The following is a 17,982-nucleotide window of genomic DNA, read 5'->3' as shown; positions in this document are numbered from 1 at the left end:
AAATATAGTTGAACTTGCAGCCAATTAATAAAAAATATTAACTCAAAATCTTTTAGTTATACCCTGGGTTTTGTTCCAAGGTGTTATTACTTCTTTGAACTTCATCTCTTGAAATAGGCATCAAATAGTAATGGTCTCCTGGCCATGCTGTTCTATTATCTGTCTCTGTTCCGTAAGTAAAATGCAATACGCCGCCATTAGAGTAATCTTTGGTTACCAACTCAATACCTCTTGTTGGATTCATATCGACCTTACCAGGGGCGTCTTTCCAACGCATTAAATCGTAAAAGCGGGTATCTTCCAAATGCAACTCAACCGCTCTTTCCCTTTTATATACCTTAACAAGTTCTGCTCCTGAGGCTGTAACATTTGGCATGTTAACCGACGCTCTTTGGCGTACTTTGTTGATATACTCACGCGCTTCAGCTTCATTTCCTAAGGCAATTTGAATCTCGGCATAGTTTAAATACATTTCTGCAAGCCTTATATAAGACGTTACTTGATTATATTCAAAATCTGTACTCGCTCTAGGCCCTGTAAAGTCCATTAACTTTCTAAAGGCATAGCCCGTTTGTAAACGCCAGTGAAACGGTGTTCTTCCTTCTAACCAATAGGTTTTAGAATCTCTACCAAAATCAAATAATTCCTGGCCGTTTATTGGATCTACGGCATCTGGATTTTCATCCTCGATATCTGGATTGGCATCTTCCCAATATTCGAAAGTACGCACTGTAGATTTTGATCCATCCACAATATTTACAGGCTCACAACCAGGATACAAAATGGCATCATAAAACCTTGGATCCCTGCCTGCTCCTGGATCTTGATCGTCATAACCTGATGTCGGATTGATGGTTATCCCATCATCCATATAGGGGTATTCTCCGTTGGCCATTTGGAACATGTTAACAAACTCTTGTGATGGTGCAACTTTGTATTGGGCATCAAAACCACTAGGCCAATACTCATAATTATACCCCCAGGATAAGCCAAAAGACACAGCTCCAACACCATTGGTTCCTGTAAACGATCGTCCAAAAATTACTTCTTCTTCTTTAACAGGGCTTTTAAATACTTGAGCATAGTTGGGGTGCAACGCATAGCCCATATCGATTACTGCTTTGGTTGCCGTAGCTGCCGCTTGCCATTTCGAGGCATCATTAGATGGGTTGTTTAATGGACTTGCCATATATAATAACATTCTGGCCTTTAAAGCCATGGCCGCTCCCTTACTCGCCCTACCACTAGGCATGGCTTTACCATCTAGTTTAGCTATAGCATTATCACACTCACCAATTACATATTGAGCTACTTCGTCATAGCTGTTTCTAGCAACATCGTACGATTCATCATTTAATGAAAACGGCTTTGTAATTAAAGGCACACCTCCAAAATGACGGGATAACTCAAAATAGATATGAGCTCTTATAAAATGCATTTCGCCTTGAAACCTATCTAACACATCCACATCGATTGATGAATCTGCTGTACTTTCAAAAAATAAATTAATTCTGTTCAACCAAGAATATTGATTTCCCCACAAGCCTCCAGTAATGCTGTTTACGTTATCTGGAGTCATCCCACCGGTTAAATATTCGTTATAAGGATTAGCAACCAAATGAGTATCTTCGTTAAGAATCCCAATATCGGTCAAAGAGATAAACCCTCCTGTTTCGGGTTTCCAATGTGGCTTTATGCCATTATAGTTATTGTTTACATAATTCTGTAAATAGTTTGGATCTGAAAAAACCGCTCCTTCCGAAATAGCGTCCAAAGGCTGTTTATCTAACACTTCTTCACTACACGACGTTGTTAAGAGTCCCACAACAAACAGTACAAATACAGATTTTGCCCTTACTTTACTATATATTCTATTTTTCATATTCATTGTTTTAGAAAGTTAAATTAAGCCCTAAATTCAGCGTTCTCATATTAGGGTAGTATGCTCCCTTTCCACTTAAGAATTCAGGGTCACCAGCTCCAAATTTCTTTAGACTGTTATATACCATAAACAGGTTTTGTCCAGAAACATACAACCTTAAATTGGTGATCCCTACAGCCGACAAAGGCTTTTGTGGTAACGTATACCCCAATTCAAAAGACTTTAACCTTACAAAGTTGGAGTCATGATACCAAAAATCACTGTTTTGAGCTCCGGTACCTGTAGGACGTATTCTTGGTAGTTCGGCATTAATATTATCGACTGTATAACTATTGTTGGCTACATAAGCCAAACCGTTACCATTGGCATCTGGAGAAAACCCATTATCCAATCGCCATTTGGCACCCGCTTGTCCTTGAAACAACACGCTAAAATCGAAGTCTTTATAATCTAATCCCAAACTCAAACCAAACTGAGTTGTTGGAATACCTTGTGCTATAACTCGCCCTGTATTATCCCTTGCTACACTTGTATCAAATCTGTACCTATCATTTCCATTAATCTCGCCATCACCATTTAAATCGGCAAAGATTAAATCTCCCAAACCGGCACCGACATAATTCACATTATTATCTAAATCTTCCTGGGTTCTGTAAATCCCAATGGCTTTATATACTAAGTTTGAACTTATGGTCCTCCCTTCTCTTTTCTGATATTCTTCGGATTGAGGTGCTTCGTCGAAGTAAATCACTTTATTTTTGCTATATGAAATATTTCCACTGGCTTTAAATACCAAATCATCTCCAAAGTTTTGTCTGTAACTGGTTTGGAATTCAAACCCTTTGTTCTCCATTTTTCCAATATTCTCATCTGGCAAGGATAATCCGGTATATTGTGGGATTGAGGCCTGTCGCCTTGCCAATATGTCTTTTGTTGTTGTTTTAAATACATCTAATTCAAAAGTCAAACGGTTATTTAACACACCTACCTCGAGACCTAAATTGGTGGTTTCTGAAACCTCCCAGGTAATATTAGGGTTTGGCGTGGTGGTTGGTGCAAGACCTTGAACATCATTACCATCTACAACATATCCTTGATCAAATCCAAAAGCAGCCAAATACTGGAAAGGATCAACCCGATCATTACCCATTTGCCCCCAGGAACCTCTTAATTTTAGGTTACTAAATACATCGGGCATAAACGCTTCTTTACTAAGTACCCAACCTGCAGATACCCCTTGGAAGAAGCCCCAGCGGGACTCTTTGGGGAAAATGGTAGAACCGTCGTATCTAAAATTATAGCCAAACAGGTATTTTCCTTGATAGTCGTAAGTTAAACGCCCAAAGTAATTCTGACGCGCATTTTCTCTTGCCGTCCCATCATTCCCCCAGTTATTTCGGTTTGTACTCCCTGCAAACAATTGGTCTATTAAAGGCGAATCGTACCCCAATCTAGAGGCCTGAAATTCGTTAAACTTAAATTCCATTTGCTCAAAAGCTACAAAGGCACTAATGTTATGGTCTTCTGCTATAGTTGTATTGTAGTTTAACTTAGTATTGACCGTAACTCTGGAATCTCTACCAAAATATTCGGCTAATCCTATATCCTCAATGGTTCTGGAAGGTACTTTTACAATGTTACCATCGCCATCTTTCTCGTAAAAAAACCAAGTGTAATTAAAGGCCTTTTCATAATTCGTATTTTTAACTACCGAAGCAAAACCTTCTAACGACAAACCTTCTATAACAGGAATATCATATTTATAGCGAAAGGTACCACTGGATATTTGCGCATCAAACTTTCTATAGCCAGGACTTAACAACCTTGCCGCAGGGTTTGAATGTGACCAGCCTTCAGCAGGTAAATCATAATTATTATCAATATAGGCCACCCTTAACGGGCTATAAGTAGCAACATAAAACAGGTCTCCTCCCGGGTTCATCTGCGGTGTATTGGTAAGCTTTTGCCTGTATGACAAATCAATACCCACTTCCAGGTTTTTGGTTACCGAAATGTCTAAATTACTTCTTACGTTATATTGCCTAAGCTTTGTTTTATTATCGCCACGTAGAATTCCCCCTTGTGATAAGGCTCCTAAAGAAGCAAAATACCTAACATTATCATTACCTCCTCGTAAGGTAAGAGATTGTCTGGACTGTGAGGCTGGCGCATCTATTAATGCATTGTGCCAATCTTCAGATCGCAACTCACCACTAGTATATTTATCAATTAATTCTTGTGGATAATCCAAATCGGTACCATCTAAAACCCTAGAAGAATTCAATATAGACATATACTCTAGAGCATTGGCTGTTTTCACCTTAAAGGTTGGAAAATCAAAGGCTTGTGTCGAAGTAAAATTTACCGATGTCTTACCTTTTTTACCACGTTTGGTCGTTACCAAAATAACCCCTCCGGCCGATTGCGATCCGTAGATAGCTGCCGATGCATCTTTTAATACCGATACACTTTCAATATCGTTAGGATCCAATCGGTTAAGCCCGTCCGGATCGGCACTGGCTACCCCGTCTATTACTATTAAGGCGCCATTATTACGATAGGTATTGAACCCTCTAACCAAAATTGTAGCATCATCAAAACCTGGTGCCGAACTTTGTTGGTTTACGGAAAGTCCTGGTAATCTACCTGCTAATGAATTTGACAATGACGGCGCCACCGATTTTTTAATTTCTTCCCCCGATGTTTGCACTACGGCATTGGTTACTTCCGATTTTTTCTTGGTTCCGTAACCAACTACAACCACTTGTTCCAATTGTTGCTGGTCAGGTTCCATGGCAATATCTATTGCCGTTCTTGATCCTACAACTTCTTCTTTGGTTGTATATCCCACATACGAAAACACCAACACACTGTTGGATGCACTTAATGTTAGTGTATAGTTTCCGTCAAAATCTGTAGCTACACCATTGGTAGTCCCTTTTTCAAAAACACTAACGCCTGGCAACGGCACGCCATTTTCATCGAGCACCGTTCCTGAAACACTTTGCTGTACAGCAAGATTGGAGCTTATACTTTCTGTACGCTCATTGACATCAAAACCCTTAGCTATTTCAGAAGGATTCTTGTCGATTGCCCATGCACTAACACACAGGAAACTCGAGAGAACAACTCCAAACAAATGATGCTTGGAATAACACCTGGAGTTTAGTAATAGTTTACATTTCATAGTTTTAGCTTAATTATTAGTTAATATTGAGTTGGATTTTAATTTAGGATTAGTTAATTCCTGGTACTTACAATACCGATTCTTTGAGTAGTTTTCTATCATATAATGGTTTAATTAGTTAATTAATTGTATGAATGTATATACATATTAGCCAATAATGAATCAATACAATTTTGCTCCTTACCGAACAAACACAATGTTCATATGTATATACATACTTCAAAATTAATAAAAAAACTGAAGTAAGCAAGTTTTAATTAAATTATTTTAAAGTTTTAACAAACAACGCATTATAAATATTATAAACTAAACCACTTAATTTACAATACGTTAATTCTAATTTACTATGAGTAAACTTAAAAGTTGTATTCTATTCATATAGAATTGAATCTTGACAAAATTCGTAACTATTTATTATTTAATTTGATATGATAATTTCCAATATTGAGTCAATATTAACATAATCACGGCCTTAAAGCCCATAACCTATTAACTTAAAACAACTTAACAACGCTTCAACTGTTTTTTAAACCCAAAACACTTAATTGAATCTTCAAAAAAGAATCGCCTATAAATTACTTTATAGACGATCGCTTTGAATGTTGAAGAAACTACTTCTTTTTAATGATAACCGTAAAATCTCCCCAATAGTCTCCTCTATCCAGGTTATCAATATGTAACCGGACACTAATGATGCCATTACAAGCATAATTATCATTACTCTCTATGCTTTCGGCGGTCATGTACCAGGGTGGGCCAAAATTACCGATCTCCTGCAGTTCCACCGATGTCACATGGGTATCTGGATCCACATTTATAACTAGCGGCACCTGGTCTGATGCGACCGTTGATAGGATATATGAAAACTGGGTATCGCTTATCTGTGTAACTTCCCTGGTCTGACCCTGCTGGGGCATCCAGGTATGCGCCGTATTGTTTACCGTTATGACCTCATACGTACCACTTGATAGACTAATGTCATTAGACAAGATCGTTTTAAACGGTGTATAAAAGGTATCTATTGAAAGGGAGTCCGGCTTATAGGCGGTACGGTACTCAAATGTTTCACTGGCATCAATATCCGACAGGGTTGAAGTATCCTGGTCATTTTCTACGAACACCACCTGGCCATTGCCCGATGAGTCGGTATAACTTACCTCAACACCTAACATAATACTGTTGGCCTCTCCCCATCTTATATTCCCACAGGCTGCAGTTAACAAAGGCCTGTCCAATAGTGACGCTTCATAGGTAGTTCCATAAACGGTACCCGAAACATTTGTGACGACCGATCTATTTCCAAAATCATCGAACGCAAACAATTCAAAGTTGTAAGTCCCTTCAATAAGGTTTTCAATTACCAAGTCTAAAGTATCTATGGCGCCTGTTCTGGCAAACGTTATTTCCGTAGAGTCCTGCCTGTTCTTCCAATAGGCCTTTATCTTATTCACTGTTGGGTCGGCCCCTAGTATCATGCCCAGTTTAATCCTTTCCTTTCCCGGATACACAATTACGGAATCTACCTTCCCGGGATAGGTTATCGCTCCCCCAACCCTGAATTTTTCAAACTCATCCATTTGCGTACAGGAACCTGCCAATACACCCACTGTAATCGATACCAGTAAAGCTAAATATTGTATATGTTTCATCATTCTATTTTTTTGTTATACATTTAAAGATGTCCACTAATTCTGTGGCTGCCCCCATACCGTGATTTCATTGAAATTCACATAGGTTCCGTTAGACCAGTTACGCAGTGTTTTAAAACGAATATATCTATAGGGTGGGGTATCTAATGGAAAGGCCACCGTTTCACCCGCCTCCGCTGCAGCAAGATCATCATTGGTCAATTGGCCGTTAGGCAAGCCTGATGGCTTGATCTGCTCGTACTCTATGAGTAAGTCCCAGGAATCCCAGCTTCCGTCGGGTGCCGGGTTATTAGATCCCCAAATCTCAATATCTCGCGGATTGTGCAAACTATACAACCAACGGGTACCATCGGATCGCATCCACCAGGCAAGCCTGCTCAACTTCACTTCTTTCCCTAAATCGAACGTAAACCATTGTGGCATTGCAGCGGCATCACCACTGTGATAATAACCACTTCCCTCGGTAACATCATCAGTAAATAGTGCATCGACATCTCCCGAATAGCCTAAAACAGCATCATTAGGCAAGGTATATCCTGAAATCCCACTTTTGTCTATCAACTCTTCAAAGAATGGCGTTAGCCTTACCATGGTGGTATCCGAAATATTCCCCCATCTATCCCGTACATACACCCCAAAATCGGATTCTACAGGGTCAAATCCCCTAGTGGAAAACCTTCCGGCTTCTAATTTGGTGTAAAAGGTATTATAGGGGATGAAATTCCCCAGCGTATCGTTAGCCAAAACAACAATGGCTATATTTTCCTCTTCAGGGTTCTCAAAACTGACGAAAAGCCCACCAAAATCGGGGCCGATCTCCAATTCTTCTCCTACTATTTGATAGGGTGGTTCTAACGGATTAACGGTTACAGATACCGGCTCTGAGGCATTTTCGCCCTTATCCACGGCGTAGACCTTAACCTCATATGGCTTGGCCGCCCCAAAACCTATCAGGGCAACCTTATTGGTATAGTACGACGACTTGGCCTCACGCTCCACACCCCCCTCGGTTGTATATACCGCCTTAACAGAGAGCACATCCGAATCCTCAGGCAGTGTATAAGTAAGAATGGCCTTGCCCGCCAAGTTCTCTACCTGAATATTGCTTACCGGACCAGGTGCCTTACCGTCGTTCTCAACGGGTCCAATAACGTCTGTCTTTGTACATGCAACGACCACAATTAGCAGTATTGCAGTACAACATATATATGTTAATTGTTTCATCTGTTTTATCTATTTTGTTTGTATTTCAAGTTTATGTTATCCTTATCGCTACCAGCCCGGGTTTTGAACCAGGTTTGGATTAACAATAAGCGCTCCATCTGAAAGGGGCCAAAAATAATCCCGCGGCGCATTGAACTTCTGGTCAAATAATAACACCCTGCGATTATAGTTCTCATAATCCTCCTGAATGATATCCCATCCATAAATAGGTGTATTCAATCTTAAAGCGGCTTTCTTCCATCGTCTTAAATCCCAAAAACGATGGCCCTCAAGAGCCAATTCTATCAAGCGTTCCTGATGGATTATTTCCCGCAACCCGTCTTTCGTTTGGTACTTATCTGGAGTAATGGAATAATTCGCCCATGCACTCTCTACGGTTTCCAAACCGGCCCGTTTGCGCACTTTGTTCAAATATGTTAAGGCTGTGACCTGGTCTCCGGTTTCGTTTAAAGCCTCTGCGTACAGCAAATAGAGGTCTGCCAAGCGCATAATGGGCCAGGGGTAGGGCTCTACGCTCACACCGCCACCAGGAGAAATCACCATTTCCCAGTTCACCAGTTTTTTGGCATAATAACCCGTAACCGAATACAGCACACTTTGCTTTTTCCCTGTGGGTTGCCCAGATTTACATTGTATGTCCCAGGTATTGTTTTGCATGAACCATTTGGCGCCATCAAAAGCCAGATCGGCATAAAAACGGAGCTCCCTGTTAAAATGAAGGCCAACGGTCTTGTAGCCCTCCTGTAAGGAACTATCGGCTGCTGTTGCTGTACGAAGGTCGAACCTTTTCTCATAGTCCCATGTTTTATCCTCGGTTATTGGCACCCCATTTTCTGTATAGAACAACTCGGCCATACGCATCGTTGGTGCCAAATGGGCTGAAACCGCTAAGCTTATTATATTGGGGTCAAAATTTGCGGCTGCATTTAACTGGATCTGTCTTGAAGGCGCTCCCGATTCGACACTTCCCCATATGAGTTCCGGGTTCCATTTCTCGCAAACCGCATTGCGGATGCTCATCTCTGTTTTGATCCTGTCTGTGGCACCTTGTATGTTCTCGTTAAATTCATACAAGCTAATCCCCACCTGTTCACAGACTTCCACTGCTTCCCTACAGGCTTCCACGGCCCTGATCCATTTTTCATCACTTACTGAGGCGTTAAAAAGCGGTGTTCCATCCGAATCGTTAAAGTTGGCATAATCGGAATTCCCATTAAACAAAGGACTGGCTGCTGTTACTAGGATACGGGCTTTGATTGCCAAAGCAATTGGCTTGGTGATTCTACCCAGCTCTGTAGTCTTGTTGTCTATCTTATTTGGCAAGACTGCATTGTCGTCTCCTTCTTCTGCGGTCGAATCGATTAAATCTATAATATAATTTACAACCTCATCTACAGGCTTTCTCTTTACCCTTACCTCGTTAGATGATGCCGAAATAGGCAGATTCTCGTCTACAATGGGGATAGGACCATATAATTTTAATAAGTACCAGTGGTAATAGGCCTTTAAAAATTTAGCTTCGGCAATCCATCTGGATTTCATAAAAGGCGCTAGGTCCCTGACCTTATCCACATTTTCAAGAAAAATATTACAGGATCGAATTCCCTGCCATAAGGGTTGTGTAAGATTTCCACCGTCCCAGAAGTTCATCAATGGCCTTACCCTGTTCTGTTGCCCCCTTGCTATGTTATAGGGATCCCACGAAGAAGAATAACCGCTCGGTATGGGCCAAAACATCCAAAATTCGTCGCCTGCATAAAACCCGGGGTTTCCCTCTGTATGGTCTATGGTAGGTAAGAACGAATAACAGGTAAATAGGTATTTCTCGGCTTGTGTCTTATCGCTAAATGCATTGTCTATGGTAGCCACATTATCCGGTACCACATCAAGGTAATCGCTGCATGCATTGAACAGGCATGCCATTATTAATATATATAATAATCGTATATTTTTCATCTCGTACGTTTTAATCAATTAAAAGTTAACACTTACACCCATATTAAACACGCGTTGGATAGGATATCCCAGGCCATTGCCGCCCATCTCTACGTCCCACAACTTAAATCCGCTAAACGTTAGCAGGTTCGTGCCATTAAAGTAAATGCGCGCGTTGGTGAGGTGCAGTTCGCTAATCAACTTCTCCGGTAACTGATATCCCAGCTCAACGGATTTCAACCTTAAGAAGGCACCATTGCGCATAAACCAGGTACTGGTCTGTGTGTTATTAGTATTTAACGTACTGCTGAGTCGCGGCCAAAGCGCATAGGAATCCCGGTTATCCTCGGACCAATGGTTATTGGCATACACATCAAGCAATGCATTTTGGGAACCTGACCCCAAGTCCGGGTTGGCAATAAACGGCGCCGTTCTAACTGGGTCGATCCAAAACGAGGAGCGCGCAGACCCCTGTAGGAAAAATGAAAAATCAAAAGCCTTATAGCCCATCGACAAGCCTCCACCATATATGATTTCAGGAACCGTGGGATGCCCGATAGGGACCCTGTCTAGGTTTGTTATTTCCCCATCACCGTTAACGTCCCTGTATTTAATATCGCCCGCAGCGTACTCTCCAAAATTTTGTCGGGGAGCATTGGAAACATCGTATTCATCAATAAACAAACGTTCGGCAATGAGCCCCCATACCTGTGAAAGCGACTGCTCTTTGTGAAATAAATGCGCCTCACTTTTTGCATACTGTGGCTCTTCGAAAAACAGGTATTCGCTATGGGCATAGGTAAAATTAGCACGCCCCTGTAGCCAAAGACCATTCGTAAATGCCTTATTATAGTCCATAGAAATATCTACACCATTGGATTTGGCCTTCCCAAGATTGGCCCTAACCCCTGCCGTTAGTCCCATGGTAGTGGGGATATAAGCCCTGTCCATCAAAATATTGCTCCGGTTCTCGGTAAAATAATCTGCTTGTATCTCCAGGTTATTGAAAAGGTTTATTTCAAACCCGGCATTGAACTTACGGGCCGTTTCCCAACTAATGTCGTCATTGGCATATCGGTTTACATTGACCCCAAAACGGGAATAACCATAATTGGTACCAAATCGTGCGCCTCGCCATGAGGCATTCATATTAACTTCCGAAAGGTAGAAAAAACGATCGTTAGCACTTCCAATGGCATCGTTTCCCACCAAGCCGTAGGTTGCCTTTAATTTTAACTTGGGTATCGTGTTTTCCAAACTGCTCCAAAAGGGTTCGTTGGACACGAACCAACCAATGCCGGCAGAAGGAAAAAACCCATAGCGATGCGACTTATGGAAACGTTCGGAACCATTATACCCAAAATTTAATTCAGCCATATATCTGGTGTCATACCCATAAGTAAACCTTCCTGAAATTCCCTGGTTACGATAGGGCAAGGATTTTTGCAAGGAACCCTGATTGGCAAACAGCTGGTTTCTCCTGGTCCCAACCAATAATCCAGAAACCTCATGTTTCTCTGAAAACACGTTGTGGTAATTTATGGCCACTTCGGTATAAGTAGACGTATTGATACTTTTCAAACCTTCAGTATAGTTTAAGTATTCGGTACCTGTAAGCTCGTTCAACACATTTACCTTATAAGCATCCTCTGTTTTATCATAGCCGTATGCCGAATAATAAAAGGGATTATAAAACCTGGAAACGTCAAAGTAAGAATAGCGTTCGGTATTGAACAACATCCGCGCTGAAAGCCCTTCCAAAATAAAATAAAAATCCTGCTTTAACTCAAACTGGGCAGACATGTTGGACTCGGTATAATCTCGATAACCCTTTACCATATCGGCATAGGGGTTTATAAAACTTGGGCCTACGCCCCCCCCTCCTAAAACATTGCTATTCCCAAAAAGGATATGGTTTGCTAGGGGCTTAAGCTCCGACGGGTAATATGCCGGGAACAATACAGGGTTTGTGCCCAGTATCTTTCTAAACATTCCCGATCCGCCATCAATTGGCCCCCTATAGTCATTAAAGGCTCCAGATAACCTTACAACGGCCTCGGTGGTCTTGGTCAAATCGATATTGACATTGGACCGAAGCTGGTAATTCTTCAAATCGATATTACTGTTGAAGTTATTGCGCTTGTCCACTTTTAATATACCGTTATCCTTGCTAAAAGTCCCTGAAATATAATAGCGCGCCACTTTACCTCCCCCGCTTACATTGAGGTTAACTCGCTGATTACTGGTATTGTCCTTAACCAAGTCGTCCAACCAATTATTTGCAGGGTAGACATAAGGGTTCAAGCCCGCAATGGTATTATCGATCTTATTTTGAGAATAGGGTAATACCCCGGATGGATTGCGGGTTAGTACCGATTCGTTCTCTAACCTCATATAGGTTATCGGATCGGCTATCTTAATATTTTTGGTATTGCTTGAGAACGAAGATTCAAAACGCACAAAAACCTTAGCTTCCCCGGTTTTACCTTCTTTGGTAGTAACCAATATGACACCATTGGCTCCCCTGGCTCCATAGAGTGAGGTTGCCGTAGCATCTTTCATTATGGAAAATGCCTGTATATCGTCTGGCGATAATTGCGCCAGCTCGTTGGTCGTGGACTCCACCCCATCGATTAGTATCAAGGGATCTACCTTATAACCAAAAGAGGTTACGCCCCTAATGAAAAATGAGGCATTGTCCTGTCCGGGCTCTCCACTGCGCTGGTACGAAATAATACCGGCCATTCTCCCGGCCAGTGCTGTGGTTAAGTTACTTGAGGGCACTTTTAGCTCACTTGGCTGTATAGTCGTAATTGATGCCAATACACTGGATTTCTTTTGTTTGGCAAAGGCAACAACCATCACTTCGTCCAACTCGTCCTGGTCGACCGCCATTTTAACATTAATAGCCGTCTTAGTACCTACTACTTCTTCCTTTGTTACATAACCTACATAAGAAAAAACCAGTACGCTGTTTGCTCCCCTAACCGTTAAGGTATAGTTCCCGTCAAAATCTGTGGACACACCATTTTGGGTGCCCTTTTCGAGCACGCTAACCCCGGGCAAGGGAACGCCTTGTTCGTCAACAACTGTTCCTGTAACAATTTGTTGATTAATCAAATTAACGTTTTGGATTATAGGGTGGGGCTTGACTTTTAATATAATTTGCTTCTTGTAAACGCGATAAGAGACATCAGTATCCGAAAACAGCTTATCAAGAATGTTCTTTATGCGTTCTTGTCGCCCTTTAATTGAGACAATTCTTTTTGTGTCAACTTTTCGGGTATCTATAAAAAATTTAAATTCTGAAAGCGCTTCAATTCTATCAAGTACTTCTAGCACACTTACCTGATCCATATCCAGTGTTATTTTTGTGTTCTGGGAATAGGATGTATGCGCATTAATATTTAGAAGTGTCAGAAATAAAAAAAGTGAGGTTAACTTCATTTTTAAATCAATCTTTTCCGGAACTTTAAACGCGTTCCAGAACTTAGCGGATTTTTTCATACTTTTGAATAATCTATAATTTTGGTTAATTAATTTTAATCAATCTTTATCATCGGGAAATGTTCGCAGCATTTTCCGATTTTTTTTTAGTTGATTATTTTCTATCTAATGTTTGTTTGTAGTTTTATTTATCCATAAGCAAATGTTGGTTGTTTGGTTTAGTAAATAATAATTTCATTGTTAACAATTTCATATTCAATTCCGAAATTGATTTTAAAAACCTCAAGTACCTCCTGAATGCTTTCAACATCAAAACTGGCATTGAAGGTATGTTCGTTTAAAGCATCGTTCTTATTGATAATGGATACGTTATAATGTCGTTCCAATTTCTTTGTGATCTCTTTAAATTGCATTTCCCTAAAAATGAGTTTCCCTTCTACCCAACCGGTATAAATCCCTGTATTTACTTCTTTTACAGACATGTTATGCTGATCCTTATTCCATACAGCCATGTGGTTTGGCGTTAATTTTAAAGACGTATCTGCATTGTAGCTGGAGTACCTATCATATAGTCTTACTTCACCCGAAACCAAAACGGTATTAATAAAGCTATCTTCTTCATAGGACGACACATTAAATTCCGTACCTAAAACGCGAACGCATAAGGTATTAACATTTACAATAAATGGGTGTTTAGCATCTTCTGCCACTTTAAAAAAAGCTTCTCCTTTTACATAAACATTCCTGTCCTGTCCTTCCAAAAAGGTTACGGGATACTTTAGGGAAGACCCTGAGTTTAAGTGTACCACTGTACCATCTGATAATTCTAATTGAAATTTTTTACCATAAGGGATATTTAAAGTATTGTACAACAGTTCTTCAGAATTAGCTTTTCCTGTGTATACTAATTTGTCCTTTTGCTGTTGTACTACAACCTCCCCATTTGCTTCTACAATTTGGGTATTCCTTTCTGTGTTAATTTTTTCTATTTTACCATTTTCAAGTTGAAGCGTTATGGCTTCATCCTCAATTTCAATGGGAGGCGATATGGGATTTGATTGTAATCCATTTTGTAAAATTACAGCATAGGTGAGCCCTATTATACCAATAAATAAGGCAGCGTATTTAAACACTACAAACGGTCTTTTTTTAGGTTGACGTCTATTAAATCGTTGGTCTTCAACTTTCTTTAATAGTTTCTTATATGATTTAAGTGAATCTAAATCATGTATGGTTTTTGGAGAAATAAGAAAATGTATCTCTACCAACTCATCAAATAGTAACCTGTTTTTTGGATCTCTTAGAAGTCCTTCAAGAATCTCATACTCATGATCCAATAGTTTGTTTTCAATAAACTTGATTATTAATCTATTCACCTCTATTTCCATAGTCATAAAAAAGCATCTATTGGTACAATACGATTAATTATTCCAATACCCCCAAAAAAGTTTTATTTTTTTTGTATAATTGTTTATACATAAGCAAAATTATTTCCCTAAATGACCAGAAACCCACAAAATGAAAGAATTTTACTGGAGCTTATAAAAAAAGGCGACCAAAATGCTTTTGGGAAAATATTTAATATTTATTATAATGTAATTCTTGTGTTTATTTATAAACTAACCAAAAATCGTATGCAGGCCGAGGATATTGTTCAGGAGACCTTTGCAAAGTTGTGGGCATTTAAAGAAAGAATAGACATTAATCGCCCTATTAAGAGTTATCTCTATAAAACATCTTATAATCTATATATAGATATATACAGGAAAAGTTTACGGGCAAAAGAAATGCTCAAAGAATTATATTATCAAAAAATTATAAGCTTAACGGAAGAGGACGATGCCATTAAAGAAAAAAAAATGGCACTCATTGAATATACCATCAATGAATTGCCCCCCAAATGTAAAGCCATTTTTATGATGAGTAAATTTGATGGGTTAACCTATAATGAGATTTCTTCTGAATTAAATATATCTGTTAAAACAGTAGAAAATCAAATCGGGATTGCACTCACAAAACTAAGAACAGCATTAAAAACACAAGTATTCTAGTTATTCTCCCCAATTTTTATTCGGTTTTGAATCCATCCACAATTGTAAAACGCCTCCTTTAGAAAATTCGGCGTGTTCAAACCAATATTTGTTTAACGGCTTTCCATTTAAAATGGCTTTTTGGATGTACATATTCTCCTTAGAATTATGATGCGTTTTAATTACAAATTCATTCCCCTGATAATAATCTGGGTTTAATTTAATTGTTATCTCGTCAAAAACCGGACTCGTTATCTCATACACGGGGTGTAATGATGTGTTTCCTTTTAAACTAAAAAGTCCTAACGACATTAAAGCGCTTACGCCTCCCATTTGCCCTTGGTCTTCATCATGACCACCATAACCTTTATCCGGTGTAATGCCACCGTAAGCTTGTTCATTAACTTGACGTACCCAATACTGTGTTAACCACGGTTTTCCTGCATAATTAAACACATGGGCATTGCTACACCCCGGTTGGTTAGCATAACTAACGTAACCATTGCCATAGGCAAATACAAAATCGGTGGTATCTGCTTGTTCGAAAGCATAATTTAACTTATTACACAGTGCATCATTACCTCCCATTAACTTAGCCAGACCTTTAATATCATGAGACACCGACCAGGTGGCCTGCCAGGCATTGGCTTCAATCCAGCCTTGACCGCTTAACGGATTGGTATGCAACCAATCGCCTTTTTTGTCTTTTGGAAAAATCAGTTGGTATTGTTCATTAAATAACGTTTTCCAACCCTGGGAACGTTTTAAAAAATAGGCGGCATCTTTTTCTTTTCTCAATCCCAAAGCCATCTGCGCCAACGACCAATCTTGAAAGGCAGCTTCTAACGTCTTACCGGCATTATTAACAAAGTAGCCTTTTTCGATATAATCGTCATCTGCCTCCAACATCCCCCCTGGCATATGGTTTTGCTTCATTACTTTATAGGCGTGTTTATGGTCTACCTTTGTTAACAAACCTCTGGTATAAGCAGATACAATAAGTGGTGTAGCAGGACAACCCGTCATAATATAAGAATACCCCCCAACATTAGGTCCCCTTGGCAAAAGTTTACCATTATCGGCATATTGCACTAACGAGGCTGAGAAATCATCCAAGACCTCCGGCCATGCTAATCCCCATAAAATATTTAAGTTCCATTGGGTTAACCAAAAGGCATCGGAACCTCCTTTTACATCAATTTTACCCAACCAATCATTCCATTCCGCTTTGGCTTCTTTTCTTACCTGATCAAAATTCCAATGATTACATTCCTGTTCTAAATTGTTTCTGGCATTTTCAATTGAGGTATACGAAATAGCCATCTTCACCTTTAATTCACTACCTTCCTTAACATTGTAAAGCGCACTTATTCCTGAGGTAGGCGCATCGTAATAGGTCCATCCTTCTGGTCTTCTAGGTGTTTTTTCGGAGCTTCCAACAAGATCCTCTATATGTTCATATTTGTTTTTGTCTGCCCACCCGTTCATTTTTTCGAAAGGCTTATCAAATTGAATCACAAAAAACAAGGTAACATTATCGGGGCCTCCCCATAACCTGCCCATAGTGTTTACAGAACCGTGTATTTCGGTATCACTAATCTTTGTTACCTTAGCATCCGTCATCGTACTCGTACCAATATACCCTCCCAGATTTATCAAGATGTTCGATACGGCATCTTTAGCGTACTTGAAACGATACAGACTTACACGATCGGTAGTAGTTTGCTCTACCCATATATTATAATCTTCCAAAAAGACTTTATGGTATCCGGGCTGTACAATTTCATCGCCATGCGAAAAGCGCGATTTCCAGTTTTGTTCTCCCAATGACGGATCAACGTCACCCGTAGTAGGCATGAGGTCTAATCCTGAAAGCATCCAACCGTGTACTTGAGGGAATCCTAAAATTTCAGTCGTATTATAGTTATAGCCACCCCCCATTTGATTTTTATTTCTGGTCATTGGCGCCGCACTTATCATTCCGAACGGACGGCTGCCCGTAACAAAATAAAAATACCGTCCCCTAGTGGTTTCAATGTAAGGATCCACCCATGATACGTAGTCTTCATAATCGGCTGGAGCAGGGAATACTTCAATTTCCGATAATCCCAAATAATCACCATTGCCATCGGTAACCTCAAACTTAATCCATTCTACTTTCTTATCAGGAAACACCACTGTTTTCGGGCTTCCATCATTCGGTATGGCCGTAACGCTTATTTGGGAGCCGTCACTAAAGTATAATGTCCCACCAGCCGTGTGCGAAAGCAAGGTAGTTCGATCGTAAAATACAACTTTATTGATGGTTTGTGGGCTATCCCAATCGAGTTGCATCCATGGATAGTTTACACCACCCCAGAAATTCATTTTGCTATCCGAGGCCCATTCGCCCAAATTAGCATAGCGCGCCACACCATCCTTTACCTGGCTAATATCAAATCTGGAATTTAGACTGGCACTAGCCGTAGCTTTTGCCTTATTGGCAATATTTTCTGGACCGGCCTGAACGGTATTCGTAATAGCCACAACCATTATAAAAAACAAAAACAACTTAAACTGCCTCTTAAAAAATCGTATTACATCAAATATGTATGCTATAACATTGTTTTTGTCTACGCTCATTTTAAC

9 protein-coding genes are annotated in these 17,982 nt (G+C 40.0%); 1 reads left to right on the top strand and 8 read right to left on the bottom strand.

Annotated elements, in window-relative coordinates:
- Nucleotides 1-52: 52 nt before the first annotated feature.
- The 7 genes from JF259_RS05105 to JF259_RS05075 all read right to left on the bottom strand — a co-directional run bounded on the left by JF259_RS05105 (nt 53) and on the right by JF259_RS05075 (nt 14,718).
- Nucleotides 53-1,882: a RagB/SusD family nutrient uptake outer membrane protein gene (locus JF259_RS05105; protein ID WP_199114091.1), complete on the bottom strand. Its 1,830-nt coding sequence runs from the start codon at nt 1,880-1,882 to the stop codon at nt 53-55.
- 10 nt (nt 1,883-1,892) lie between these two features.
- Nucleotides 1,893-5,069 carry a SusC/RagA family TonB-linked outer membrane protein gene (locus JF259_RS05100; protein ID WP_199114089.1) on the bottom strand — a complete coding sequence of 1,059 codons (3,177 nt, stop codon included), beginning with the start codon at nt 5,067-5,069 and terminating at the stop codon, nt 1,893-1,895.
- A 611-nt stretch (nt 5,070-5,680) separates the two neighbouring features.
- Nucleotides 5,681-6,721 (bottom strand): DUF4998 domain-containing protein, encoded by a 1,041-nt coding sequence (locus tag JF259_RS05095; protein ID WP_199114087.1) that lies wholly within the window; start codon nt 6,719-6,721, stop codon nt 5,681-5,683.
- Nucleotides 6,722-6,754: 33 nt separating this feature from the next.
- Nucleotides 6,755-7,942 carry a DUF5000 domain-containing lipoprotein gene (locus tag JF259_RS05090; protein ID WP_199114085.1) on the bottom strand — a complete coding sequence of 396 codons (1,188 nt, stop codon included), beginning with the start codon at nt 7,940-7,942 and terminating at the stop codon, nt 6,755-6,757.
- Nucleotides 7,943-7,990: 48 nt separating this feature from the next.
- A complete protein-coding gene (locus tag JF259_RS05085; protein WP_199114083.1) occupies nt 7,991-9,898 on the bottom strand; it encodes a RagB/SusD family nutrient uptake outer membrane protein in 1,908 nt (635 codons plus the stop codon).
- Nucleotides 9,899-9,916: 18 nt separating this feature from the next.
- Nucleotides 9,917-13,384, bottom strand: coding sequence for a TonB-dependent receptor (locus JF259_RS05080; RefSeq protein WP_233164115.1), 3,468 nt, complete (start codon nt 13,382-13,384; stop codon nt 9,917-9,919).
- Nucleotides 13,385-13,542: 158 nt separating this feature from the next.
- The gene (locus JF259_RS05075) at nt 13,543-14,718 is read right to left on the bottom strand and encodes a FecR family protein (RefSeq protein WP_199114075.1); all 1,176 of its coding nucleotides are present in this window, start codon (nt 14,716-14,718) and stop codon (nt 13,543-13,545) included.
- A 105-nt stretch (nt 14,719-14,823) separates the two neighbouring features.
- On the opposite strand from JF259_RS05075, the gene JF259_RS05070 reads away from it, so the two are divergent.
- Nucleotides 14,824-15,375, top strand: coding sequence for an RNA polymerase sigma factor (locus JF259_RS05070; protein WP_199114073.1), 552 nt, complete (start codon nt 14,824-14,826; stop codon nt 15,373-15,375).
- Here JF259_RS05070 and JF259_RS05065 read toward each other — a convergent pair whose 3' ends face one another.
- A complete protein-coding gene (locus tag JF259_RS05065; protein ID WP_199114071.1) occupies nt 15,376-17,976 on the bottom strand; it encodes a GH92 family glycosyl hydrolase in 2,601 nt (866 codons plus the stop codon).
- Nucleotides 17,977-17,982 lie beyond the last annotated feature (6 nt).

The sequence above is a fragment of the Snuella sedimenti genome, assembly GCF_016428595.1.
GTDB classification, from domain to species: domain Bacteria; phylum Bacteroidota; class Bacteroidia; order Flavobacteriales; family Flavobacteriaceae; genus Snuella; species Snuella sedimenti.
The sequence above is the reverse complement of the archived record's forward strand: the minus strand, read 5'-3'. Positions and strand labels throughout refer to the sequence as shown.